Source organism: Delftia sp. (assembly GCF_059499305.1).
This window is the reverse complement of the sequence record NZ_JCABYI010000030.1, coordinates 435,550-459,415: the sequence shown is the minus strand read 5'-3', so window position 1 is coordinate 459,415 and position 23,866 is coordinate 435,550. Positions and strand designations below refer to the sequence as shown.

At 67.1% G+C, this 23,866-nt stretch carries 21 protein-coding genes; 14 read left to right on the top strand and 7 right to left on the bottom strand.

Going from position 1 to position 23,866, the window contains the following annotated elements; genetic code table 11:
* Window positions 1-45: 45 nt before the first annotated feature.
* Complete coding sequence (gene queC / locus AC5I49_RS18690) at window positions 46-795, top strand: 7-cyano-7-deazaguanine synthase QueC (protein WP_203400001.1); 750 nt, start codon at window positions 46-48, stop codon at window positions 793-795.
* A gap of 141 nt (window positions 796-936) precedes the next feature.
* On the opposite strand, the gene AC5I49_RS18685 is transcribed toward queC, so the two are convergent.
* Entirely contained in the window at window positions 937-1,509 is a 573-nt protein-coding gene (locus AC5I49_RS18685) for a 5-formyltetrahydrofolate cyclo-ligase (protein ID WP_016446506.1), read from the bottom strand.
* A gap of 15 nt (window positions 1,510-1,524) precedes the next feature.
* Here AC5I49_RS18685 and AC5I49_RS18680 point away from each other — a divergent pair, with 15 nt between their 5' ends.
* On the top strand, window positions 1,525-3,504 hold the full coding sequence (locus AC5I49_RS18680; RefSeq protein WP_495789714.1) for a lytic transglycosylase domain-containing protein: 1,980 nt from the start codon (window positions 1,525-1,527) through the stop codon (window positions 3,502-3,504).
* 108 nt (window positions 3,505-3,612) lie between these two features.
* The gene (locus AC5I49_RS18675) at window positions 3,613-4,176 is read left to right on the top strand and encodes a DUF4124 domain-containing protein (protein WP_046983872.1); all 564 of its coding nucleotides are present in this window, start codon (window positions 3,613-3,615) and stop codon (window positions 4,174-4,176) included.
* A 14-nt stretch (window positions 4,177-4,190) separates the two neighbouring features.
* Here the strand turns inward: AC5I49_RS18675 and AC5I49_RS18670 are convergent, their stop codons facing one another.
* From AC5I49_RS18670 to AC5I49_RS18655, 4 genes are all read right to left on the bottom strand, one after another.
* Complete coding sequence (locus tag AC5I49_RS18670) at window positions 4,191-4,871, bottom strand: Fe2+-dependent dioxygenase (protein WP_016446503.1); 681 nt, start codon at window positions 4,869-4,871, stop codon at window positions 4,191-4,193.
* A gap of 110 nt (window positions 4,872-4,981) precedes the next feature.
* Window positions 4,982-7,282, bottom strand: a complete 2,301-nt coding sequence (locus AC5I49_RS18665; RefSeq protein ID WP_392411703.1) for a catecholate siderophore receptor Fiu — start codon at window positions 7,280-7,282, stop codon at window positions 4,982-4,984.
* A 673-nt stretch (window positions 7,283-7,955) separates the two neighbouring features.
* Window positions 7,956-8,915: an MBL fold metallo-hydrolase gene (locus tag AC5I49_RS18660; RefSeq protein WP_046983869.1), complete on the bottom strand. Its 960-nt coding sequence runs from the start codon at window positions 8,913-8,915 to the stop codon at window positions 7,956-7,958.
* Between the two features lie 81 nt (window positions 8,916-8,996).
* Window positions 8,997-10,697, bottom strand: a complete 1,701-nt coding sequence (locus tag AC5I49_RS18655) for a long-chain-fatty-acid--CoA ligase (RefSeq protein ID WP_016451850.1) — start codon at window positions 10,695-10,697, stop codon at window positions 8,997-8,999.
* 201 nt (window positions 10,698-10,898) lie between these two features.
* On the opposite strand from AC5I49_RS18655, the gene AC5I49_RS18650 reads away from it, so the two are divergent.
* On the top strand, window positions 10,899-11,888 hold the full coding sequence (locus AC5I49_RS18650) for an esterase/lipase family protein (protein WP_047217748.1): 990 nt from the start codon (window positions 10,899-10,901) through the stop codon (window positions 11,886-11,888).
* Here AC5I49_RS18650 and phhA read toward each other — a convergent pair.
* On the bottom strand, window positions 11,822-12,733 hold the full coding sequence (phhA, locus tag AC5I49_RS18645) for a phenylalanine 4-monooxygenase (RefSeq protein ID WP_016446498.1): 912 nt from the start codon (window positions 12,731-12,733) through the stop codon (window positions 11,822-11,824). The genes AC5I49_RS18650 and phhA overlap by 67 nt on opposite strands.
* A 64-nt stretch (window positions 12,734-12,797) precedes the next feature.
* A complete protein-coding gene (locus AC5I49_RS18640; RefSeq protein WP_495789713.1) occupies window positions 12,798-13,925 on the bottom strand; it encodes a Bug family tripartite tricarboxylate transporter substrate binding protein in 1,128 nt (375 codons plus the stop codon).
* A 374-nt stretch (window positions 13,926-14,299) separates the two neighbouring features.
* On the opposite strand from AC5I49_RS18640, the gene AC5I49_RS18635 reads away from it, so the two are divergent.
* The 10 genes from AC5I49_RS18635 (at window position 14,300) to rfbC (ending at window position 23,862) form a co-directional block, all read left to right on the top strand.
* Window positions 14,300-14,782, top strand: coding sequence for an Lrp/AsnC family transcriptional regulator (locus AC5I49_RS18635; RefSeq protein WP_016446496.1), 483 nt, complete (start codon window positions 14,300-14,302; stop codon window positions 14,780-14,782).
* A gap of 134 nt (window positions 14,783-14,916) precedes the next feature.
* The gene (locus tag AC5I49_RS18630; protein WP_016446495.1) at window positions 14,917-15,642 is read left to right on the top strand and encodes a GNAT family N-acetyltransferase; all 726 of its coding nucleotides are present in this window, start codon (window positions 14,917-14,919) and stop codon (window positions 15,640-15,642) included.
* 106 nt (window positions 15,643-15,748) lie between these two features.
* On the top strand, window positions 15,749-16,630 hold the full coding sequence (locus AC5I49_RS18625) for a CorC family transporter (protein ID WP_016446494.1): 882 nt from the start codon (window positions 15,749-15,751) through the stop codon (window positions 16,628-16,630).
* A gap of 91 nt (window positions 16,631-16,721) precedes the next feature.
* Complete coding sequence (gene lnt, locus AC5I49_RS18620) at window positions 16,722-18,329, top strand: apolipoprotein N-acyltransferase (protein WP_495789712.1); 1,608 nt, start codon at window positions 16,722-16,724, stop codon at window positions 18,327-18,329.
* A 177-nt stretch (window positions 18,330-18,506) separates the two neighbouring features.
* Window positions 18,507-19,031 (top strand): bifunctional 3-hydroxydecanoyl-ACP dehydratase/trans-2-decenoyl-ACP isomerase, encoded by a 525-nt coding sequence (fabA, locus tag AC5I49_RS18615; RefSeq protein ID WP_016446492.1) that lies wholly within the window; start codon window positions 18,507-18,509, stop codon window positions 19,029-19,031.
* On the top strand, window positions 19,028-20,251 hold the full coding sequence (fabB, locus tag AC5I49_RS18610) for a beta-ketoacyl-ACP synthase I (RefSeq protein ID WP_016446491.1): 1,224 nt from the start codon (window positions 19,028-19,030) through the stop codon (window positions 20,249-20,251). Before fabA ends, fabB begins: the two co-directional genes overlap by 4 nt.
* A 164-nt stretch (window positions 20,252-20,415) precedes the next feature.
* Window positions 20,416-21,486: a dTDP-glucose 4,6-dehydratase gene (gene rfbB / locus AC5I49_RS18605; RefSeq protein ID WP_016446490.1), complete on the top strand. Its 1,071-nt coding sequence runs from the start codon at window positions 20,416-20,418 to the stop codon at window positions 21,484-21,486.
* On the top strand, window positions 21,483-22,385 hold the full coding sequence (gene rfbD, locus AC5I49_RS18600) for a dTDP-4-dehydrorhamnose reductase (RefSeq protein ID WP_074920541.1): 903 nt from the start codon (window positions 21,483-21,485) through the stop codon (window positions 22,383-22,385). Before rfbB ends, rfbD begins: the two co-directional genes overlap by 4 nt.
* Before the next feature lie 41 nt (window positions 22,386-22,426).
* A complete protein-coding gene (rfbA, locus tag AC5I49_RS18595) occupies window positions 22,427-23,317 on the top strand; it encodes a glucose-1-phosphate thymidylyltransferase RfbA (RefSeq protein ID WP_392450348.1) in 891 nt (296 codons plus the stop codon).
* Window positions 23,314-23,862, top strand: coding sequence for a dTDP-4-dehydrorhamnose 3,5-epimerase (gene rfbC, locus AC5I49_RS18590; RefSeq protein WP_034365106.1), 549 nt, complete (start codon window positions 23,314-23,316; stop codon window positions 23,860-23,862). The genes rfbA and rfbC overlap by 4 nt, the downstream gene beginning before the upstream one ends.
* Window positions 23,863-23,866: the final 4 nt, after the last annotated feature.

Here is a 23,866-nt window from a genome sequence, read left to right as displayed (position 1 = left end):
CCATGTAGGAGCCGGGCGCTGCCTGGGCGCGCTCTAATGCGTGCCATGCAAAACGATAGCTCTTCTCCCCAGGCGCCAGCGGCGCGCCACACGGCTGCGCTGGTCCTGTTTTCCGGCGGCCAGGATTCGACCACCTGCCTGGCGCAGGCGCTGTCGCTGTACGAGCGCGTCGAGACCCTGGGTTTCGACTACGGCCAGCGCCACAGCGTGGAAATGCAGGTGCGCCAGCAGGTGCGCGAGCGGCTGGCCAGGGATTTTCCCGAATGGGCACCGCGCCTGGGTGACGACCATGTCCTCTCGCTGGACGTGCTGCAGCAGATCGGCGGCTCCTCCCTGACCGAAGACGTGGCCTTCGCCATGCAGGCCGACGGCCTGCCCAACACCTTCGTGCCCGGCCGCAACCTGCTGTTCCTGACCCTGGCCGGCGCGCTGGCCTACCGTCGCGGCCTGTCGGTCATCGTCACCGGCGTCTGCGAGACCGACTACTCCGGCTACCCCGACTGCCGTGACGACACCATGAAGGCCATGCAGCTCGCCCTGAACCTGGGCCTGGAGCGGCGCCTGCGCATCGAAACCCCGCTCATGTGGATAGACAAGGCCCAGACCTGGCAAATGGCCCACGACCTGGGGGGCGACACCCTGGTGGACCTCATCCAGCGCGACACCCACACCTGCTACCAGGGCACGCGCGAGACGCTGCACGACTGGGGCTACGGCTGCGGAACCTGCCCCGCCTGCGACCTGCGAGCCCGCGGCTGGCATCAATGGCAGGCGCAGCGCGAGACAGCAAACTAAAGAAGCACAGCGCTAGAAACCGGCGCGGCCAAAAGCGAGGGACACCGAGCAAGGGCCGCCCCGCAGTGAGGGTGTCGTCCCCCTCCCCCGCGAAGCGGGCAGAGAGGGGGAAGGCGTGCAGCGCCTCAGGGGGTGCTTGTTCTACACCGGCCAGACGACTCCGTGGTCGTTCAAGATGGCGTCCAGCGGCAGGTCATGCGGCTCGGGCTCGAACTCGTCCACATAGCCGCAGCCGTAGCCCAGACCCACGGTGAAGGGCCTGGGCTGCAGCTCGGCCAGGGTGCGGTCGTAGAAACCGCCGCCATAGCCCAGGCGGTAGCCACCGGCCGCGTAGCCCACGCAGGGCACGAACAGCAGGGTGGGGGTCAGGGTTTCGGTGTCCTTGGGCTTGGGGATGCCATAGGCGTCCTCTTCCATGGGACAGCCCGGGTACCAGGCGTGAAAGCTGAGTGTCTTACGCTGCTTGTCGATCACGGGCAATCCGATGCGGCGTCTTTGTGGGGTACCCTGTAGCTCGCCATCTTCCTTCCACCGGTGAAGCGCTGGCAGCGGGTCGAACTCCCCCTTGATCGGCCAATAGGCGCCGATGATGCTGTCGGGCCGCTGTATCAGCCAAAAGCGCATGACCTGCTGCAGCGCGTCGGCGCGCTGCAATCGGTCGGGAAGGTTGAGGCGCTGGTCTATCAAGCTGCGGCGCAGGGCTGCTTTGTCCATCAGATAATTTCCTCCATGCACTGGCTGAAGATTTTGACACCGCTTCTGGCGGCTTCCCTCTGGACCACCGCAGCCACGCCTGCGCTGGCGCAAAACCGTGGCGACGACGTCCTGCTGGAAATGCAGCAGGCCTTTCGCAAGGGCGACAAGGCCAAGCTCACGCAGCTGCTGCCTTCTGCGCGTGGCCATGTGCTCGAACCTTGGGCCGCCTATTGGGAACTCAAGGCCCGGCTGGAAGAAGCCAGTGCCGACGAGATTCTGGGGTTTTTCAAGCGCTGGCCCGGCACCTACCAGGAAGACCGGCTGCGCAATGACTGGCTGCTGCTGCTGGGGCAGCGGCGCGACTGGGGCATGTTCGACCAGGTGCACGGGGCGTTTCGCATGCGCGATGACCGTTCCGTCAACTGCTATGCCCTGCTGATCGACAACCTCAAGGGCCAGCCTGCCGCCAATCTCGGCCAGCAGGTCCGCGACCTGTGGTGGGCCCAGCGCGACGCCGACGACGGCTGCACCTATGCTGCCGGCGAGCTGTACGCAGCCAAGCAGATCAGCGAGCCCGAAGTCTGGCGCAAGGCACGCCAGTCGGCCGAGGCCAATCGCCAGAAGGCCACGCGCGATGCCGTGGCCATCGTCGCGCCCGGGGCCCTGCCCCAGGTGGCGCAGGTATTCGCCTCGCCGGCGAAATACCTTGCCGGGCAGACGCGCGTGCGTGGTGCCGTGCCCAAGGAACTGGCGCTGCTGGCGCTGATCCGCATGGCGTCCAGCGACCCGGCGGCGGCGGCCACCCAGCTGGAAGGCGGCTGGGGTGCCCGGCTGACGGCCGAGGAGAACAACTGGGCCTGGGGCGTGATCGGCAAGCAGGCCGCGCTCAAGCTGCAGCCCGAGGCTGCGGCCTATTTCGGCAAGGTGCGCAAGGACGGCGATCTCAGCGACGAACTGCTGGGTTGGAAGGTGCGTGCCGCGTTGCGTGCAGGCGACTGGCGCACGGTGCGCCGCGCCATCGACGCCATGGGTCCTGAGCGCACCGAACACACATGGACCTACTGGAAGGCCCGCGCCCTGCTGTCGGGCCGCCCCAGCGAGCAGGAGCGTTCCGAGGCGCGCCAGCTGCTGGAGGACATGGCCGGCCCCGGCAGTTTCTACGAGCAGCTGGCGCTGGAGGACATCGGCCAGCGCGTGACGGCCCCACCGCCGCCTGCGCCGCCCACGGCACAGGAGAAGGCCGCCGCCCGCGCCAACCCCAGTCTGGTGCGCGGCCTCTACGCCATCCAGAACGGCCTGCGCAGCGAAGGCGTGCGTGAATGGAACTACGCCACCAACCTGCACCAGGCCGGCGGCATGAACGACCGCGAACTGCTGGCCGCCGCCGACCTGGCCTGCCAGCAGCAGGTCTGGGACCGCTGCATCAACACCAGCGAGCGCACGCGCAGCTTTGCCGACTGGAGCCAGCGCTTTCCCATGCCCTTCCACGACACGGTGCTGGCGCGCTCGCGTTCCATCGGGCTGGACCCTGCCTATGTCTATGGACTGATCCGCCAGGAAAGCCGCTTCATCATGGATGCGCGCTCGGGCGTGGGCGCCTCGGGCCTGATGCAGGTCATGCCGGCCACGGCCCGGTGGACGGCGCGCAAGATCGGCATGACGGACTTTTCCCCGTCCATGATCAATGACCGCGATGTGAATATCACCATAGGCACCGCCTATCTGAAGCTGGCGCTGGACGATTTCGACGGCTCCATGGCGCTGGCTGCGGCCGGCTACAACGCCGGCCCCGGCCGCCCGCGCAACTGGCGCAACGGCCCGGTGCTCGACGCCGCCATCTGGGCCGAGAACGTGCCCTTCACCGAGACGCGCGACTATGTGAAGAAGGTGCTGTCCAACACCACCAACTACGCGGCGCTGATCACGGGCCAGCCCCAGTCGCTCAAGAGCCGCCTGGGCACCATCGGCCCGCGTGATGCGGCCACGCCCGACCCCAGCAAGGATCTGCCCTGAGCCGCACTTGACATTCCTGCGGGATGCGGCGATGCCTGTCGGCGCTACACTTGGTTACCGACTGGCGGGCCGCATGCCGCGGCCCCGGATACCGCAGGGGTTTCAAGAATGACAACAACAGGGAGCCGCGCGGCCTGGGTCGCGCTGGGTCTTGCATGGGCGTGCACGGCGGCGGCGCAGCCCGTCTACAAATGGGTGGATGCCGAAGGGCGCACGCACTACGGTTCGCAGCTGCCCGTCGACCAGGCCGATGCCGGCCAGATCAAGGTCTCGCCCAATGGCAGCTCGGGCGCAGGCTCGGGCCGGTTTGGCGAAGAGCGCAATCCCGACGGCACGAAGAAGCTGCCCAAGCAGGTGCGCGAGCTGGCGGACGGCGTGGCCAAGGGCCTGAGCAAGGTCGATTCCAAGGAGGTGCCGCTGAACTGCGCAGCCGCCGTGGACAACATCCGCAGCCAGGTGGACACCATGGTCGAGAACGGCCAGAAAAACCTCAAGGGCGGCTACATCACGCAGGCGCAGTTCGATGCAACCGCGGGCAAGTTCCGCGAGGCGCGCACGCACGCCACCGTGGCCGACTGCCAGGCCGCCACGGGCCGCTCCAAGGCCATGTACCAGTGCATGTCCAACAGCTACAACCACCTGATCGGCTGCGCGGAAAAGCACAAGCCCTGAAGGGATCCGATCCCTCAGGTCTCGGCCCACATGCGCAGAAGGTTGTGATATTGGCCCGCGAGGCTGAGGGTTTCATCGGTCTCGCCCAGTTTTTCGCGCAGGCGCTGGATGGTCTGGTCCATCTCGAACAGCATGGCCCGGCGTGTGTCGTCGCGCACCATGCTCTGTGCCCAGAAGAAGGCGCATACGCGCTCGCCCCGGGTGACGGGCTCCACGCGGTGCAGGCTGGTGGAGGGGTAGAGGATCAGGTCGCCGGCCGGCAGCTTGACCTCGTGCGTGCCATAGGTGTCCACCACGACCAGCTCGCCGCCATCGTAGTCCTCGGGATCGCAGAGGAAGAGGGTGCAGGACACATCGGTGCGCATCCACTGCTGCGCGCCTGGCAGGCGCCGTGCCGCACCGTCCACGTGCAGGCCATAGGTTTCACTGTCCGCGTAGCGGTTGAACAGCGGCGACATGGTGCGCGCGGGCAGGGCGGCACTGAAGTACAGCGCATTGGCCGCCAGCGCCTGCTCGATGGTGCGGCCCTGCTCCAGTGCCACGGGCGAGTCTTCGGGCAACTGGCGGTTGCGCTTGACCCGGGCGCCTTGGCTGCCCGCCGTGGCACGGCCATCCACCCAGTCGGCGGCGTCGATGGCTGTGCGGATGGCAGTGACCTGCTGGCGCGTGAGCACGTCGGGAATGTGCAGCATCATGGTGCGGGTCCTCCTCGCATGGAAAAAGCCCCGGCGGGGCCGGGGCGGTACTGGGATTGTCGGCGCTCTGCGCGCGGCAAGGCCGGCGCGGCGGCCCGTCTTGCATTCACTCAGAAGCGGAAGTTCGCGGACACGCGCACGGAGCGCGGAGTGCCCGGGAAATAGCGGTAGCCGCTCTTGTTGATGGCGCCCACGTATTCCTTGTCGAACAGGTTGTAGAAGTTCAGCTGGATGTCGGCGTTCTTGTTGATGCGGTAGCTGGCCATGGCATCGAAGACCCAGTAGGCATCGGTGAAGTTGGGCGTGCCCACGGCTCCGTCGGTGCCACGCTTGAGTCCGCCCGAGTAGCGCGCCCCGCCAGCCAGCGTCAGGCCGAACGGGAACTGGTAGCTGGTCCACAGTGAGAAGGCGTTCTTGGGCGTATAGGTCAGGCCGCTGGAGCCGTCCTGCGCCACGGTGGCGCCCGTGTCCACCTTGGTGTCCTGCAGCGTGTAGCCGGCAGTCACGCCCCAGGCGGGCGTGATCTGGCCCGTGGCGCCCAGCTCCAGGCCCTGCACGATCTTCTTGCCGGTCTGTCCCACGGTGCCGTCAGGGTTGGTGACGATCTCGTTGGTGATCTCGGTGCGGAACAGCGCGCCTGTCAGCAGCAGGCGCTTGTCCATCAGCTCCCACTTGGTTCCCAGTTCGGCGGTCTTGGCCTTTTGCGGGTCCATGTTGGGGTTGTTGGCGTTGTTGGCGGCCGTGGACAGCGTGAAGTTGGCACCGCCCGGTGGCTGCTGCGACAGGGCGTAGTTCACGTACACGCTGCCATTGGGCGCGGGCTTGTAGAGGCCGCCGATCTTCCAGCTCAGCAGGGTGTCGGAGGCCTCCAGGCCCACGGCGCTGGGCAGCACGGTGCCTGCAGGATTGCTGCCGCAGGCCGGGCCGCTGCGGCCGCCGCAGACGGCGCGTGCGTCGTACTGCGTCTTGTAGCGGTCCAGGCGCAGGCCGGCGTTGGCCTGCCATTGCTCGTTGAACTTGAGCGTGTCGAAGGCGTACAGCGCGAAGGTGTCGGTCGAGCCCTTGCTGTCGGCGCCGTTGCGCGACCAGTTCAGGCCGGAGCTGGGCACCTGCGGGTCATAGAGGCTGGCATTGGGCCAGGCGCCCGTGGTGCCCGTGCCGTAGTTGCTCTGCTTTTCGCGCGTGATCTCCACCCCGGTGCTCAGCTCGTGCCGCACGCTGCCTGTCGCCAGCTTGGTCGTCAGGTTGGTCTGGTTGGTGACGATGTCGTTGACCTGGTTCTTGAAGGTCGGCAGGCTGCGTGACACGGTCCAGTCGGCGGGATTGCTGCTGTTGTTGCTGGACAGCGTCATGAAGGCCGTGAGCAGGTAGTCCTGCTTGGTGCGGCCCCAGCGCGTGGTGTTGCGCAGCGTGGTGTCGGGCGTGAAGTCGTGCTCCACGCGCAGCGTGACCATGTCGGCCGTCACGTCGTCGTGGTCGGCGCTGGTGCCGTAGAAGCGGCTGGGGTCCACGGGGCGGCCCGCGTTCAGGCGCGCATCGGTGTTGCTGTAGCCGGGCAGGCCGATGGTGGGCACGCCGCCGTCCGGCACATTGCTTTGCTTGACGTGCAGCACGTTCAGGTAGGTGCGCGTGTCGGTGTTCAGTCCGAAGGCGAACGACGGTGCGATGCCCCAGCGGTCATTGGCCACGCGGTCGCGGCCGGCGACGCCGGCGTCCTGCACCATGGCGTTGAGCCGGAAGGCCGCGCCGCCCATCCCGGTCAGGCTCTTGTTCCAGTCCACGGTGGAGCGCTTGTAGCTGCCCGAACCCGCGCCCACCGAGGCGCCGAAGCTGTCGGCCAGGCTGGGCTGCTTGGTGACCATGTTGATGGCGCCGGTGGGCGCGCTGCGGCCGTAGTCGGTGCTGGCGGGGCCCTTGGTGACTTCCACCTGCTCGGTGTTGAACACGTCGCGCGAGATGGATCCCACGTCGCGCACGCCGTCCACATAGATGCTGTTGGAGGTATCGAAGCCGCGCATGTAGATGGCATCACCCGTGCTGGTGTTGCCGTTCTCGCCCGCGTAGAAGGTGCCGGCGCCGGGCACGTTGCGCAGCGCCTCGGTCAGCGTGGTGGCGCCTTGTTCCTGCAGCACCTGCTCCTTGATGACGGAGATGGTCTGCGTCGTGTCCACCAGCGGCTGCGTGAACTTGGGGGAGGAGACCTGTGCGGGTTCGTAGCCGGTGCTGCGCGAGCCTTCGACGGTCACTTCCTTGAGGCTGGGTGCGGTCCTGGCGCTGGGCGTCTGTGTCTGGGCCACGGCCGGCAGGCCCAGGGTGGCCAGGGCCGCGGCTGCAGCGATGATGCCGGCCGACGGCGAGCGGCCAGCGCTGTCGTGTTTGCGGCTTTTGATGTACGAGTTGGAGTTCGCCATGGTTGAACGGAAAGCGGGATGGGCAGTGAACATGCTGGCTTGCTGGCCGGCGTTGCGCGGGCGGCTGGAGAGCTGTCTTGGCTTGCCGGTGCTGGCTGGATCAGGCAGTTTTGCCTGGATTGAGAATGGTAATGATTCCTAATAAAAATATAAGAATAATCTGATAAGTGAATGGATGGCCGTTGCCGCCCAGCAACAGCCCTGTCTCGGAACTTCAGCGCGGCGACCAGCCTGGCCGAGCGCGCCCCGCCCGGGATGTGGCGCGCGCCGCGCGCTGTTCAGGCTGGCGATGTAACGCTGGTTGGCGAGGTTGTAGACGTTCAGCTGCAGGCTCAGGTTCGCGCTGAGCTCCCAGGCCATGAAGGCGTACAGCGCAAGGGTCTTGGTGTGGCCTTCGTTGATCTGGCCGGCATAGCGGATGTCCTGGCCCGTGATCGCATCGCTGACGCCGGGATCGTAGAGATTGGCGGGCGCCAGGGCGCCTGCGCCCGTACTCGGAACCCGAGGCGCCCTTGACGATCTCGATGTCCTCGATGTTGAAGGTGTCGCGCATCGGGCTGCCCAGGTTGCGCACGCGGTCGATGAAGATGCTGCCCGTGGTGCCGCAGCTGCGCAGTGCTTGCGGCCGGTGATGTGATTGGCGTGGTTTGCGCCTATCGCGGATCTGTTTCGTTCAGGCGTTGTGAACCCATTCGCCCTCGCGCTGCGCCGCGCCCGATTGCACCAGCGCATCCACCAGCGTGCGGCTCCAGTGCTCGGCGGTCTCGTGGCTGAAATAGCCTGCATGCAGCATGCCGAAGTAGGGCGTGGCGTCCAGCCAGGCCAGCAGTTCAGTGGTGCGCACGCGCTGCCAGTCCAGCAGCCGGTACTTGAGCAGCACCTTGGCCGCGTAGAGGGCATGGCGCTCGGGGGCGCGCACAAAGCCGTCCAGGCGGCGGCGCGCCGTGTCCAGCGCCGCGGCCACGCCCGTGAAAACGCCGCCGTGGCCGGGGACGATGGTGAGCGGTGCCAGGGCCTCGATCACATCCAGCGTGGCGGCCACTTCCTCGAAGGCCTGCAGGCCCTCGATTTCGGGAAACACCACGCCGAAGCCGTTTTCCCAGAGCGCATCGGCCGAGATCAGTGTGCGGCTGGCAGGCTCGAACAGGATGATGGAGTGCGGGTCATGCCCCGGCGCGGCATGGATCTGCCAGTCGCGCCCGGCCAGCCGCACGCTGGCGCCGGGCTGCAGTACGCCGGTCAGCGCAAATGGCGGGCATTCCTGGCCGGTGGGTGTGTAGCTCAGCGCCTCGGGATTCCAGTGGCGCACGAATTCGGCCTGGCCCGGCGCGACATAGGTCCGGGCCTGCGGCCAGCGCGCCTGCAGTGCGGCATTGCCGCCGCAGTGGTCGCTGTGCAGATGGGTGTTGAGGATGCGCGCCAGCGGCTGGCCAGCCAGCGTCTGCTCGATCAGCAGCACGGTCTGATCGGCATGGCTGACGTAGCCGGTATCGACCACGGCCGCGCCGTCGTCCTGCGGATCGGCAGGGTCGGCCGCGAAGACGATGTTGTTGGCCGACAGCCAGCCGCGCTCCAGCACGGTCATGCCGCAGGGCAGCGCAGCGGTGGCGCTTGTGGGGGCGAAGGAGGTCATGGGGGGAGAAGCCTTTCCCAAGGCTAACAGCCGCAGGCAGCCACGGCTGACGCGTGGGCTACAGCTGCGGCTGTCCGGACTTCAGGCGGGATCGCGCAGGGCGCGCCTGAGGATCTTGCCTACATTGGTCTTGGGCAGTTCGTCGCGGAACTCCACCTGCCGCGGGCGCTTGTAGCCGGTGAGCTGGTCATGGCAAAAGCGCATGACCTGGTCCTCGGTCAGCGCCGGGTCGCTGCGCACCACGTAGACCTTGATGGCCTCGCCCTGGCGCTCGTCGGCCACGCCCACGGCCGCGCATTCGAGCACGCCGGGGCACATGGAGATCACGTTCTCCAGCTCGTTCGGATAGACGTTGAAGCCGCTGACCACCATCATGTCCTTCTTGCGGTCGATGATGCGGGTGAAGCCTTCCTGGTCCATCACGCCGATGTCGCCGGTGCGCATGTAGCCGTCGGCCGTGAAGGCCTTGGCGGTCTCGTCAGGCTGGTTGTAGTAGCCGCGCATGACGTTGGGGCCCTTGATGCACAGCTCGCCGGCCTCGCCGGCCGGGAGATCGCGGCCTTCGTCGTCCTTGATGGCGATGGAGATGCCCGGCAGCGGCAGGCCGATGGTGCCGCTGAAGGCCGTGGCGGTGACGGGGTTGTTGGTGCCGATGGCGCAGGTCTCGCTCATGCCCCAGCCCTCGATCATCACGCTACCCGTGACCTGCTGCCACTGGCGCGCCGTGCCCTCGCTGGCGGCCATGCCTCCGGCCTGCGACACGCGCAGCTGCGAGAAGTCCAGCTCGCGGAACTGGGCGTTGTTGAGCAGGGCGTTGAACAGGGTGTTGACGGCCGGCAGGATGTGGAAGGGCCGTTTCTGCAGCACCTTGACGAACTTGGGGATGTCGCGCGGATTGGGGATCAGGCTCAGGCTGGCCCCCATGCGCATGGCGAACAGGCTCACCGTGAGGGCGAAGATGTGGTACAGCGGCAGCGCCGCGATGATGTGCGTGTCCTGCGCGCTGACGCGCCCGTGCAGGGCCGGCGTGAACCAGGCATGCGCCTGCAGCGTGGCGGCCACGATGCAGCGGTGGGTGAGCACGGCACCCTTGGACAGCCCGGTGGTGCCGCCCGTGTATTGCAGGAAGGCCACCGAATCCAGTCCCGCCTGGCTGGGGCGCAGCTCTTTCTGGGCGCCGCGCGCCAGCGCCTGGGAAAAGGTCGTGACCTCGCGCACGGTGCCGCCCTCGCCGTCCAGCGGCAGGCTGTAGGCCGGCACCATCTTGGCCAGGTGGCGCACGGCGAAGGTGATCCAGCTGCCATACATGCCGCCCAGCAGATCGCCCATGGCCGTGACGCAGACATGGCGGATGGCGCTGCGCTCGATCACGTCGGCCAGGGTGTGGGCGAAGTTCTCCAGGATGATGATGGCCGTGGCGCCCGAGTCCTTGAGCTGGTGCTCCAGCTCGCGCGGCGTGTACAGCGGATTGACGTTGACACAGGTGTAGCCGGCGCGCAGCACGGCCGCCATGCTCACGGCGAACTGCGGCACATTGGGCAGCATGATGGCCACCCGCGCATCGGGCTCCAGCCCCAGTCCCTGCAGCCAGGCGCCCAGGCGCGTGGACAGCTGGTCCAGCTCGCGGTAGCTCATCCAGCGGTCCATGCACACCGAAAAGGGCAGGTCTGCATGCTGGGTGAAGGCCTCCTCCAGCAGGTGTGTGAGCGAGCGGTATTGCTCGGGATGCACCTCGTGGGGCACATCGGCGGGATAGTTCTTGAGCCAGGGCGCAGCGTCCATGCAGGGTACCTTGGGTTGCTGGTGAGACAGGGGAACGACAAAGGGGCAGGCGCCGGTCGGCCGGCCACCGCTGCGGCTGATTCTGGTCAGGCGGGTGCTTTGCGGTCTACGCGGGGTTGTCCTAGGCAGGGGGCGGCGTCCCCACGAAAGTGCGGCCGCTGTGTGCTACGTTGGCGTTTTTTTCAGGGAGGGCGGGCTGCCGTGAACGCACGCATTCTGCAAATGGTGGCGCTGGGCACGCTGGCCGGCGCCATGGCCTGGCTGGCATGGTGGTGGCCGGAATCGCGCGGGCTGGCGCTGGCAGGAGCGCTGCCGGGCCTGTGCTGGCCGGGCCTGCATCTGGGCCTGCAGATGGTGTTGATGCGCCGCGTGGTGCGCAAGGCCGGCGCACCCGTGCCCGCCTGGCGCACGGTGGCGGCAGCCTGGCTCGCCGAGTGGGCATTGGCCGTGCAGGTGTTTGGCTGGCGCCTGCCCTTCCGGGTCCATGCCGAGGCCGATGGCTGGCCAGGTGACCCGGCCGCAGGACAAAACGCAAGCCCGGTCACAGGCCAGGTCGGCATGGTGCTGGTCCACGGTTTCTTCTGCAATCGCGCGGTCTGGGCGCCATGGCTGCGGCGGCTCAAGGAACGCGGTATTGCCTGCGCGGCCATGACGCTGGAGCCGGCGCACGGCGCATCCATCGACGCCATGGTGGCCGACCTCGATGCCTGCGCGCGCCGCATGGCCCAGGCCACGGGGCGGGCGCCGCTGATCGTGGCCCACAGCATGGGCGGACTGGTGGTGCGTGCCTGGCTGGGCCGGTTGTCCGCGCAGGAGCGCCGACAACTGGCTGCCCATGTGGTGACCCTGGCCACGCCGCACCGCGGCACCTGGATGGCGCGCTTCGCCCATGGCCTGCCGGCGCTTCAGATGCGCGAGGACAGTCCCTGGCTGCAGCGCCTGGGGCCGCCGCCGCCCGAGGTGGCCTTCAGCTGCTGGTGGAGCTGTTGCGACAACATCGTCTTTCCCTTCCCCGTGGCCACGCTGCCAGGGCAGCACGCGCATCGCCTGGACGATGTGGCCCACGTGCAGCTGGTGTTCGACGAGCGCGTCTGGCGCTTTTGCCTGGAGCTGCGCGAGCGGCTTCAGGACGCGGAAGTCTGCAGGGCCACTTCACCGGGCAGCAGCGCATCGGCCGCGATGGTCGGCTGATCGCGCAGCTGGCGGTACAGCGGCTCGAAATCGGCGGCCGTGAGGTCGAACAGCTGCTGCAGGTCGTCGATCACGAAGTAGGTGTGCTGGTAGGTGTCGATCTTGTAGAGCGTGCGCATGGCGCGCTCCAGCGACAGCGGCAGGCGCTGCGGCTCGGGGCTGCGCACCGAGTAGTTGAGCTCGCCCGAAGAACTCAGAATGCCCGCGCCGTAGGCGCGCAGGCCGCCCTGCTCGCGGATCAGCCCGAACTCGATGGTGTACCAGTACAGGCGCGACAGCATCTCGCAGGCGCCCAGCTCGGCGGCCTTGAGCCCGCCCTGGCCATAGGCCTGGATATAGTCGGCGATGACGGGGTTGAACAGCAGCGGCACATGGCCGAAGAGGTCATGGAAGACATCGGGCTCGACGATGTACTCGAACTCCTCGGGCTTGCGGATCCAGTCCGTGACCGGGAATTTGCGGTTGGCCAGCAGCGAGAAGAAGGGCACCTCGGGAATCAGGCCCGGCACGCCGACGATCTCCCAGCCCGTGGCGCGGCGCAGGCGCTCGTTGACTTCCTCGAAGCGCGGAATGCGGTCCTTGGCGCCCAGCGAGGGCAGGGCGTCGATGAAGTGCTGGCTGGCCAGTCCCGGCAGCAGGGCGGACTGGCGTTCGTACAGGCGCCGGTAGGTGTCGTGGTCGGCCTCGGTGTAGGCGTCGTAGTCCTGCGCGCAGGTGTAGTCGTCGCTGGCGCGGCTGTAGTCGCCGCGCGGGGGGCGGTCGGCCTGGCCGTAGACCACGGGTGCCACACCAGGGGCGTGGGCGGGGGCGTGGGACGAGGTGGGGGTCGCTGCGGTGCTCATCATGGTGCTCTCCAGGGATCTTGTCATTGCTGCCCCGGGCCGGGGGCAGGCAAGGCACCTGCGCGGCTCAGAGCTGGCGGATTCGGGCGGCCTGCACCAGCAGGCCGTATTTGCTGTGCTCGGAGCGCACAAAGCGCGCGAACTCCTGCAGTTGAAGGTCTTCGGGCAGCACGCCCATGGCGGTCAGCGTTTCCTGCACAGGACTGCTGCGCATGGCCTTCGAGAACACGGCGGCATGGCGCTGGGCCAGGTCGGCGGGCCAGCCGGCAGGCGCGAACAGGCCGAACCAGTTGGCGAGGTTGAAGCCCGGTACCGTGTCGTTGAGGCTGGGCACCTCGGGCAGCAGCGGCACGCGTTCCAGCGTGGTCACGGCCAGGGCCTGCAGCCGGCCTGCACGGATGTGCGGCAGCGAGGACGCCAGGCTGTCGAACAGCAGATCGGCCGATCCGTCGAGCAGGGCCGACAGCGCCGGCTGCGTTCCGCCAAACGGCAGATGCAGCAGCGGCAGCCGCGTGAGCATCTGGTACATCTCGCCCGACAGGTGCCCGCTGCTGCCCGGCCCGCCCGAGGCATAGCGCAGCGGCTGGCGGTGCTTGGCAAGAAAGCGCTGCAGGTCCAGCGCCGTGCGTATGCGCCACTGGCGCGCCAGATCGCTGCGCATCACCAGCACATTGGGCATGCGCGCCACCAGCACCAGCGGCTGGAAGTCGCGCAGCGGGTCGTAGCCCAGCTGGGGCTGCAGCCAGGGCAGCACGGCGTGCGTGGCGGCCGCGCCCATCAGCAGCAAGCGGTCCTGGGCCGTGGCCTGGGCCACCATGTTCGAGCCCTTGGCGCCGCCTTCGCCCGGCACGTAAAGAATGTGGATGGCCCCCAGCTTCGCGGAGCTGGCCTCGACCAGAGGACGCGCCGTGCGGTCCAGGGGGCCGCCGGCTGCATAGGGAACGATCAGGGTCAGGGCGTCGGATTTCGCGTCGCGCGCCGGGGCTGTCAAGGCTGTCGAGGCTGTCGGGGGCGGCTGGGGCGGCTGGGGCTGTGCCGAAGCCGGCAGCCAGGGCAGGGCGGCCAGGGCCGCCAGCAGGCTGCGCCGCGCCATCCGGGCCGACGGCTGCGGGCCGGCTGCCGCAGGTGCACGTACTGGCGCAGATGCACGGGCATCGCGTGGCATGGCGCGGGTGGCGTCGTGGCGGGGCGTCATGGCGTGAAGCGAAATGGAGGCGATCCCCGCAGTATAGGCAGCGCCGACTGCCGCTGAGGCCGCACGCGCCCATGTCCTGCGCGCGCCGGGCCGTCTGTGCGCGGGCGGGGAACTGGGCCAGGTTCAGCGGGGCTTTCATGGGGGTCTCCGGCCTTTTTGTGCAGGACAGTGTTTCGGGCGCCCCAGGCATGGCCTGCGGGCTTGCGATCAGTGCTGTCACTGTAGGCGGGAGGGGCTTCAGCTTTTTGCCGTTTGCCCTTGGTGGGAAAATGTGGAATGCATGAAAATTGCGGAATTCTTTTGTTTATCGCAATTTAACTGGTTAATTCGGGTTAACCCTGAAGAAATCCGTACTTATTTACGAGTCCACCGCCATGAGCGCCACGCACACCATCGACAAACTGGATCGGGCCATTTTGCGCCGCCTGCAGGCCAACGGCCGAGAAACCTATGACGTCATCGGGGAGCAGGTCGGCCTGTCTCCCAGTGCCGTGCTGCGCCGGGTCAAGCGCCTGGAAGACAGCGGCGTGATCGACCGCTATGTGGCCCTGGTCCAGCCGGAGACCGTGGGCCTGGGGCTGACCGCCTATCTCAACGTGCGCCTGGAGAAGTACACCGAGACCAGCAAGCGCAACCCCATGGACGTGTTCCGCGCCAGCGTGCAGACTTGGCCCGAAGTGGTGGAGTGCGTGTCGCTGACCGGGGAGATGGACTATCTGATGCGTGTGGTCGTGGCCGACATGCAGCACTACACGCGCTTCGTCATGGACACCTTGCTCAAGCATCCCAGCGTGCAGGATTGCAAGACCAGCTTCGTGATGGACCGCGTCAAGGTGACCACGGCCGTGCCTTTGTAGCCTTCGGGCTCGACAGGCGCCAGGCCGTTGGGTGTTGCAGGGAGGGGAATTGGTTTGCATGCCAAAACCTTACGGTTTTGTTGCATTGCAATATCTTCGTTGCTCGACCTCGGGTTTTTACCTATATTTGAGCCATGAATGCATCCAAAGACTGGTTGAAGGCGTCCTGGCAGGCCGGCCGGGACATGTTGCGTGCGAGCGCAGGCCAGCCGCACCGTCCCGATGGGCGCTCCGCGTCCATGGTGCCCATTCGTTCGCTGGGCCCGTCCCACCGCGAACGCGTGGTGGCGCATTTGCTCAAGCTCGATGAAGGCGACCGCTACCTGCGCTTCGGCTATGCCGCCAGCGACGAGCAGGTTCGCCGCTATGCGATGCAGCTTGATTTCGAGCGCGACGACATCTTCGGCATCTACAACCGCCGGCTCGAGCTGATCGCCATGGCGCATCTGGCCTTTGCCTCGCATCCCGAGCACAAGAGCTGCGCCGAATTCGGCGTTTCCGTGCTCAAGCAGGCACGCGGCCGCGGCTACGGCGGGCGCCTGTTCAACCGCGCGGTGATCCATGCACGCACCAAGGGCGTGTCCATGATGTTCATCCACGCGCTGTCGGAGAACACGGCCATGCTCAAGATTGCGCGCAAGGCCGGCGCCACCATCAAGCGCGATGGCTCCGAGTCCGAGGCCTACCTGCAGCTGCCGCCTGCCGGCATCGACACGCACATGGCGTCGCTGATGACCGAGCACATCGGCGAGGTGGACTACCAGCTCAAGAAGCAGGCCAAGCAGTTCTGGGATTTTCTGGCCGACGTGCAGGAAATCCGCCGTGGCGTGCAGGATGGCCGCCACCAGGCCGGCGAATAGGCGCAAAACGCCGCAAAGGGAATTGGCGCAGCGCATGCAGGGGTGACGGAGCAATCCGCTATCCTTGCGGCTTGTTTCACTACCGCACGTCCTGCACTCCAAGACAGTGTCCGACCCCCATCCTGCGCGCTCTTCCGAGAAGGAAAGCAAGCGAAGCTTCCTGCAAAAGGTGGCCGAGTTCATCCACCCGGCCCCTGACTCTCCTGACGAGCTGATCGAGACCCTGGCCGACGCCGAGGACAACCAGGTCATCGGCCCCGAGTCTCGCGTCATGCTCGAACGCGTGATACGCATGGCCGACATGACGGCCGGCGACGTCATGGTCGCAGCCCCTCGCATGGACCTGGTCAACATCGACGCTCCGTTCGATGAACTGCTGCACCAGGTCATCACCACTGCACATTCGCGTTTCCCGGTCTACCAGGGCGAGCGCGAGAACATCATCGGCATCCTTCTGGCCAAGGACCTGCTCAAGCTGCAGCGTTCACCGGACCTGAACATCCGCGCCCTGCTGCGCCCCGCCGCCTTCGTGCCGGAGAGCAAGGGCCTGAATGATCTGCTGCGCGAGTTCCGGGGCAACCGCAACCATCTGGCCGTGGTCATCGACGAGTTCGGCCGCGTGGCAGGCCTGGTGACCATCGAGGATGTGCTGGAGGAAATCGTCGGCGAGATCGAGGACGAGTTCGACATCCCCGAGGACGAGGGCGACATCTTCGCCCTGGCCGACAACAGCTACCGCGTGGCGGGCGACACCACCATCGAGCATGTGAACGAAGCCTTCGAGGTCGCCCTGCATGCCCGCGATCCCGAAGATGAGTTCGACACCATCGGAGGCTTGATCGCCCACGAAATGGGCCATGTGCCCAAGCGCGGCGAGCAGATCCATCTGGCCGGCCTGGAATTCACCGTGCTGCACACCAAGGGCGGCGCCGTGCGCTGGTTCAAGGTGGTGCGCGATCCCGCAGCCGACAGTCTGCTGCGCAGCTGAGGCTGCCCCTTTCTATCCCCACCGACATCTCTCCCGTACCTGGCCGATGCCCCTGTCCAGTTCTTCCGCTTTTTCGCAAGACGGCCGGCGCATGGGCCGGCTCGCCGTGGGCGTGCTGCTGCTGCTTGCGGGTGCAGCCCAGGCCCTGTCGCTGGCCTGGCCCTGGGCGCGCGGCCAGGGCGACGGGCCGCTGAGCCTGGTCGGCGGCTATGGCCGCCCGCTGTGGTGGCTGCAGATTCTGTCGCTGGCCGTGCTGGCACGCGCCCTGCAGACGGCACAGCGCCCGGCCCAGGCGGCGGGGCGGGCCATGCTCTATGCCACCGCCTGGCTGGTGGCCACCTTCTGGTGGCTGTTCATCTCCATGCATGTCTATGGCGGCCTGCCTGCGCCGCTGGCCGTTGCCGCCGTGCTGGCGCTTGCGGCCTTCCTGGGCAGCTACTACGCGGTGGCCGCCTGGGGCTGGCACAAGCTGCGCCCCACCAGCACGGCGGGCGGCGCCTTGCTTTTCGCCGCCGTCTGGCTGCTGGCCGAATTGGCGCGTGGCTGGCTGTGGACCGGCTTTCCCTGGGGCGCGGGGGGCTATGCCCACGTCGAAGGGCCCCTGTCGGTGCTGCCGCGCTGGATCGGCGTCTACGGCACGGGGGCGGTGGCGTCCTGGCTGGCGTATTGGCTGGCCGCCTTGGCGGCCGGTTCGCGGGGCGGACAAGCCCTTCGGCCTGCACGGTGCGCGGCCACTGTGGCGGCCCTGGTTCTGGCCTGGGGCGGGCTGTGGTGGCTTCGCGATGCCGCCATCAATGCACCATCGGCCGAACGGCCAGCGCTGAGCGTGGCCATGCTGCAGGGCAATATCCCGCAGGATGAGAAGTTCGAGGCCGGCAGCGGCATTCCGCTGGCCCTGGGCTGGTACGGGTGGGAGCTGCGCGCGGCCACGGCGCAGCTGGTGGTCGCACCCGAGACGGCCGTGCCCCTGCTGCCCCAGCAGTTGCCCGAGGAATACCTGGACCTGCTGCGCGAACCGTATCTGAAGAAGGGAGGCCGGCAGGCGGCGCTGCTGGGCATTCCGCTGGGCTCGGAAGAGGCCGGCTATACGAACTCGGTCGTGGGCTGGCAGCCTGGCCAGATCCAGGACTACCAATACGACAAGCACCATCTGGTGCCCTTCGGGGAGTTCATCCCGCCGCTGTTTCGCTGGTTCACGCAGATGATGAACATACCGCTGGGCGACTTCAACCGCGGCGCGCTGGGCCAGCCTTCCATGGCCTGGGCTGGCGAGCGGCTGTCACCCAACATCTGCTACGAGGATTTGTTTGGCGAAGAGCTGGGTGCACATTTCGGCAATGCAGCGACGGCGCCCACGGTGCTGGTGAATTTCAGCAACATCGGCTGGTTTGGCGACAGCGTGGCGATCGACCAGCATCTGGCCATCAGCCGCATGCGGGCGCTGGAGTTCGAGCGCCCCATGCTGCGCGCCACCAATACCGGCGCCACGGTGGCCATCGACCACCGGGGCGTGGTGACGCACGCGCTGGTGCCTTACGAGCGCGCGGTGCTTGAGGCCAGTGTGCAGGGCCGCGAGGCCTTGACACCGTTTGCGCGCTGGGTGAATGCAGCAGGTCTGGTCCCGCTGTGCGCCGCTGCTGCGGCGGTGCTGCTGGTGGCCTGGATCGGCCGCCGCAGGGCCTCGGTTCAGGGGCTGTAGCCAAGTCCCGCGACCTGGGTCGGCGTGGCTTTGTGGCAGAGTTTTGATGCGGCCTCGGGGTTTTGTTGCAGTCTGGCAACGTTCAGCCCCGATAATGCGCGGCTGCATGGTCCGCTGCGGGCCGCACCCATTCAGAGATAGAGGTGGCGTCAGTGCCGCCGTGGAGCAAGTTAGACAATGGCCGATTCTTTTTCGTATGAGCAACTGATCGCTTCGGGCGAAGGCAAGCTGTTTTCCGCAGACAGCGGGCGTCTGCCACTGCCTCCCATGCTGATGTTCGACCGCATCACGCACATCGACACGGATGGTGGCGCCCACGGCCTGGGCAAGATCGTCGCCGAACTCGACATCAAGCCTGATCTCTGGTTCTTCGACTGCCATTTCCGGGGCGACCCCGTCATGCCCGGCTGCCTGGGTCTGGACGCCATGTGGCAACTGATCGGCTTTTACCTGACCTGGCTGCGCCTTCCCGGCCGGGGCCGTGCGCTGGGTGCCGGCGAAGTCAAGTTCACGGGCGAAGTGGGTCCTGACGTCAAGCTCGTGACCTACGAAATCGACATCAAGCGCGTGATCAAGCGCAAGCTCAACATGGCCATCGGCGATGCACGCCTGCTGGCCGACGGCAAGGAAATCTACGTCGCCAATGACCTGCGCGTGGGCCTGTTCCTGCGCGAGGGTGAAGGCCAGGGAACGGCAGCATGACCAAACGTCGCGTAGTCATCACCGGCGCGGGCATTGTCTCGTGCATCGGCAACGACCTCGATACCGTGGAGACCTCGCTGCGCGAGGGGCGCACGGGCATCAAGGCCATGCCGAAGTTCACCGAACTGGGCATGCGCAGCCAGGTGGCCGGTGTGCCGGAGATCGACGTCGAGGCACGTATCGATCGCAAGCAGCTGCGCTTCATGGGCGATGCCGCTGCCTATGCGCAGATCGCGCTGGAAGATGCCATCGCCCAGGCCGGCCTGGCTCCCGAGCAGGTCAGCCATCCGCGTACCGGCCTGATCATGGGCTCGGGCGGCGGGTCGCCGGCCAACCAGATCGAGGCGGCCGACACGCTGCGCGAAAAGGGCATTCGCCGCGTCGGGCCCTACCAGGTCACGCGCTGCATGAGCTCCACGGTGTCCGCCTGCCTGGCGACCAACTTCAAGGTCAAGGGCATCAACTACTCCATCACCTCGGCCTGCTCCACCTCGGCGCACTGCATCGGCGCAGCGGCGCAGCAGATCGCCTGGGGCATGCAGGATGTGATGTTTGCCGGCGGCGGCGAAGAGCTGTCCTGGGGCATGGCACTGCTGTTCGACGGCATGGGGGCCATGTCCAGCAAGTACAACGACCAGCCCGAAAAGGCTTCGCGCGCCTATGACGCCCACCGCGACGGTTTCGTGATCGCAGGTGGCGGTGGCGCGGTGGTGCTGGAAAGCCTGGAGCACGCCCAGGCCCGGGGTGCGAACATCCTGGCCGAAGTCGTGGGCTTTGGCGCCACCAGCGATGGCGAGGACATGGTCGCGCCCTCGGGCGACGGCGCCATCGCCTGCATGCAGCAGGCCCTTGAAGGCCTCGAAGGCGGCGTGGACTACATCAACACCCACGGCACCTCCACGCCCGTGGGCGACATGCAGGAAGTGCGCGCCATGCGCGCGCTGTTCGGCGACCAGGTGCCGCCGTTCTCCTCCACCAAGTCGCTGACTGGCCACTCGCTGGGCGCCACCGGCGTGCAGGAAGCCATCTACTGCATGATCATGATGAACAAGGGCTTCATCGCGGGTTCGGTCAACGTGGACACGCCCGATCCCGCGCTGAACGACATGCCCCTGGTCACGCGCACACGCGATGCCCAGTTGAACACCGTGCTGTCCAACAGCTTCGGCTTCGGTGGCACGAACGCCTCGCTGGTGCTGCGCCGCTGGCAGGGCCAGTGAATACGCCCTGGTGTGTAAAAGGCGTGTCCTGAAGGAAAAAGCCCGCCTCCTGCGGGCTTTTTCACTGGTGAACGCCGACAATGCCCAGGTCGCGCGGGAGGCAGCACTGCAGGCTGCTGCCTGAACCCCGAACCAAGAACAATGAAATTTTGCAAGGTTGAACCATGATTCTTGTCACAGGCGGCGCCGGCTTCATCGGCGCCAATTTCGTGCTGGACTGGCTGGCTGCCGGCGATGAGCCGGTGCTCAACGTGGACAAGCTCACCTACGCGGGCAACCTCAAGAGCCTGGAGAGCCTGCAGGGCGATGCGCGCCATGTCTTCGTGCAGGCCGACATCGGCGATGGCGAAGTCCTGGCCCGCCTGCTGGCCGAGCACCAGCCGCGCGCCGTGGTCAACTTTGCGGCCGAAAGCCATGTGGACCGTTCCATCCACGGCCCCGAGGACTTCATCCAGACCAACGTGGTCGGCACCTTCCGCCTGCTCGAGGCCGTGCGCGGCTACTGGAGTGCGCTGGATGCCGAGGCCAGGGCGGCCTTCCGCTTCCTGCATGTCTCCACCGACGAGGTCTATGGCAGCCTGGCGCCAGCGGCACCGGCCTTCACCGAAGACCATAACTACGAGCCCAACAGCCCGTACTCGGCCAGCAAGGCCGCCAGCGACCACCTGGTGCGCGCCTGGCATCACACCTACGGCCTGCCCGTGCTGACCACCAACTGCAGCAACAACTACGGCCCGCTGCATTTCCCCGAGAAGCTGATCCCCCTGATGATCGTCAACGCCCTGGCCGGCAAGCCTTTGCCCATCTATGGCGATGGCATGCAGGTGCGCGACTGGCTCTATGTGCGCGACCATTGCAGCGCCATCCGCCGCGTGCTGGAGGCCGGCAAGCTGGGCGAGACCTACAACGTGGGCGGCTGGAACGAAAAGCCCAACGTCGAGATCGTGAACACCGTCTGCGCGCTGCTCGACGAGCTGCGCCCCAAGGCCGATGGCACCAGCTACGCTGCCCAGATCACCTATGTGAAGGACCGCCCCGGTCACGACCGGCGCTATGCCATCGACGCGCGCAAGCTCGAGCGCGAACTGGGCTGGAAGCCCGCGGAGACCTTCGAGACCGGCATCCGCAAGACCGTGCAGTGGTACCTGGACAATCCCGAGTGGGTGGCCGATGTGCAGTCCGGCGCCTACCGCGAATGGGTCAGCCGCCAGTACACGGAGGGAGCCGGCGCATGAAGCTGCTGCTGCTGGGCCGCAATGGACAGGTGGGCTGGGAGCTGCAGCGCAGCCTGGCGCCGCTGGGCGAGTTGGTCGCGCTGGAGCGCCAGGGCGACGCCGGTGGCCAGGGCCTGTGCGGCGATCTCTCTCGCCTCGATGAACTCGCACGGACCGTGCGCGCTCTGCGTCCCGATGTCATCGTCAATGCCGCCGCCCACACGGCCGTGGACAAGGCCGAAAGCGAGCCGGAACAGGCGCGGCTGCTCAATGCGCTGGCTCCCCAGGTGCTGGCCCGCGAGGCGGCGCAGACCGGCGCGCTGCTGGTGCACTACAGCACGGACTACGTCTTCGATGGCAGCGGCAGCGCTGCGCGCACGGAGACCGAGGCCACGGCGCCGCTGTCCGTCTATGGCGGCAGCAAGCTCGAAGGCGAGCAGCTGATCCAGGCTTCGGGCTGCCGCCACCTGATCTTTCGCACCAGCTGGGTCTATGCGGCGCGCGGCGGCAACTTCGCCAAGACCATGCTGCGCCTGGCCCAGGAGCGCGAGGTGCTGAGCGTGATCGACGACCAATGGGGCGCGCCGACGGGGGCAGACCTGATCGCCGACGTGACGGCCCATGCCATCCGCCAGGTGCGGCGCCAGTCCGGCGGCGAAGGTCTGCACCATCTGGTGGCCGGTGGCGAGACCACCTGGCATGCCTACGCCAGCCATGTGATCGCCCGCGCCCGCGAACTCGCGCCCGACCGGCCCTGGAAGGTGCAGCGCATAGCTGCCGTGCCCACCAGCGCCTTTCCGACCCCGGCGCAGCGTCCGCACAATTCCCGCCTGAACACCGAGCGGCTGCAGCAGACCTTCGGCCTGCGCCTGCCGCACTGGCAGGCCGGCGTGGACCGCATGCTGCAGGAAATCATCTGAGCGCGGTCTCGCTACTCAGTACGAACGACAGGACCCACCCCATGAACGCGCAACGCAAAGGCATCATCCTCGCTGGCGGCTCCGGCACCCGCCTGCACCCGGCCACGCTGGCCATCAGCAAGCAGCTGCTGCCGGTCTACGACAAGCCCATGATCTACTACCCGCTGAGCGCTCTCATGCTCGCGGGCATCCGCGAGATCCTCGTGATCAGCACCCCGCAGGACACGCCGCGCTTCGAGCAATTGCTGGGCGACGGCTCGCAGTGGGGCCTGAAGCTGGAGTACGCCGTCCAGCCCAGCCCGGATGGACTGGCCCAGGCCTTTTTGATCGGCGAGGACTTCCTGGCCGGCGCCCCCAGCGCCCTGGTGCTGGGTGACAACATCTACTACGGACACGACTTCCCCCGTCTGCTCGAACGCGCTGACGCGCGCAGCGAGGGCGCCACGGTGTTTGCCTACCACGTGCAGGACCCCGAGCGCTATGGCGTGGCCGAGTTCGACGCCCAGGGCCGCGTGCTTTCCCTGGAGGAAAAACCCAGGCAGCCCAGGAGCAACTACGCGGTCACGGGCCTGTATTTCTACGACAGCCAGGTGGTGGAGCTGGCCAAGTCCATCAAGCCGTCGGCGCGCGGCGAGCTGGAAATCACCGACCTCAACCGCCTGTACCTGGACAAGGGCCAGCTCAATGTGGAGCTCATGGGCCGTGGCTATGCCTGGCTGGACACGGGCACGCACGACAGCCTGCTGGAGGCCGGCCAGTTCATCGCCACGCTGCAGCAGCGCCAGGGCCTGAAGGTGTCATGCCCCGAGGAGATCGCCTTCCGCCAGGGCTGGATAGACCGTGCCCAGCTCGAGACGCTGGGCCAGGCGCTGGCCAAGAACGGCTATGGCCAGTACCTGCTGCAGATCCTCAAGGAAAAGGTGCACGCATGAAGGCAACCCCCCTGGCCATTCCCGAGGTGATGCTGATCGAGCCCAAGGTCTTTGGTGACGATCGCGGCTTCTTCCTCGAAAGCTTCAACCAGCAGGCCTTCAACCAGGCCACGGGCACGGACCACCAGTTCGTGCAGGACAACCACAGCCGCAGCAAGAAGGGCGTGCTGCGCGGCCTGCACTACCAGCTGCCTCCCCATGCCCAGGGCAAGCTGGTGCGCGTGGTGCGCGGCGCCGTGTTCGATGTGGCCGTGGACATCCGCAAGGGCTCGTCCACCTTCGGCCAATGGGTGGGCGCCGAGCTGACGGAAGACAACCACCGCCAGCTGTGGGTGCCCCCAGGCTTTGCCCACGGCTTCATGGTGCTCAGCGACAGCGCCGACTTCCTCTACAAGGCCACGGCCTTCTACGCGCCCCAGGCCGATCGCGGCATTGCCTGGGACGACCCGGCCATCGGCGTGCAGTGGCCGCAGCTCAATGTGGAGCTGTCGCTGTCGGACAAGGATCTCAAGCAGCCGCTGCTGGCGGATGCCGAGCTGGCCTGAGCCA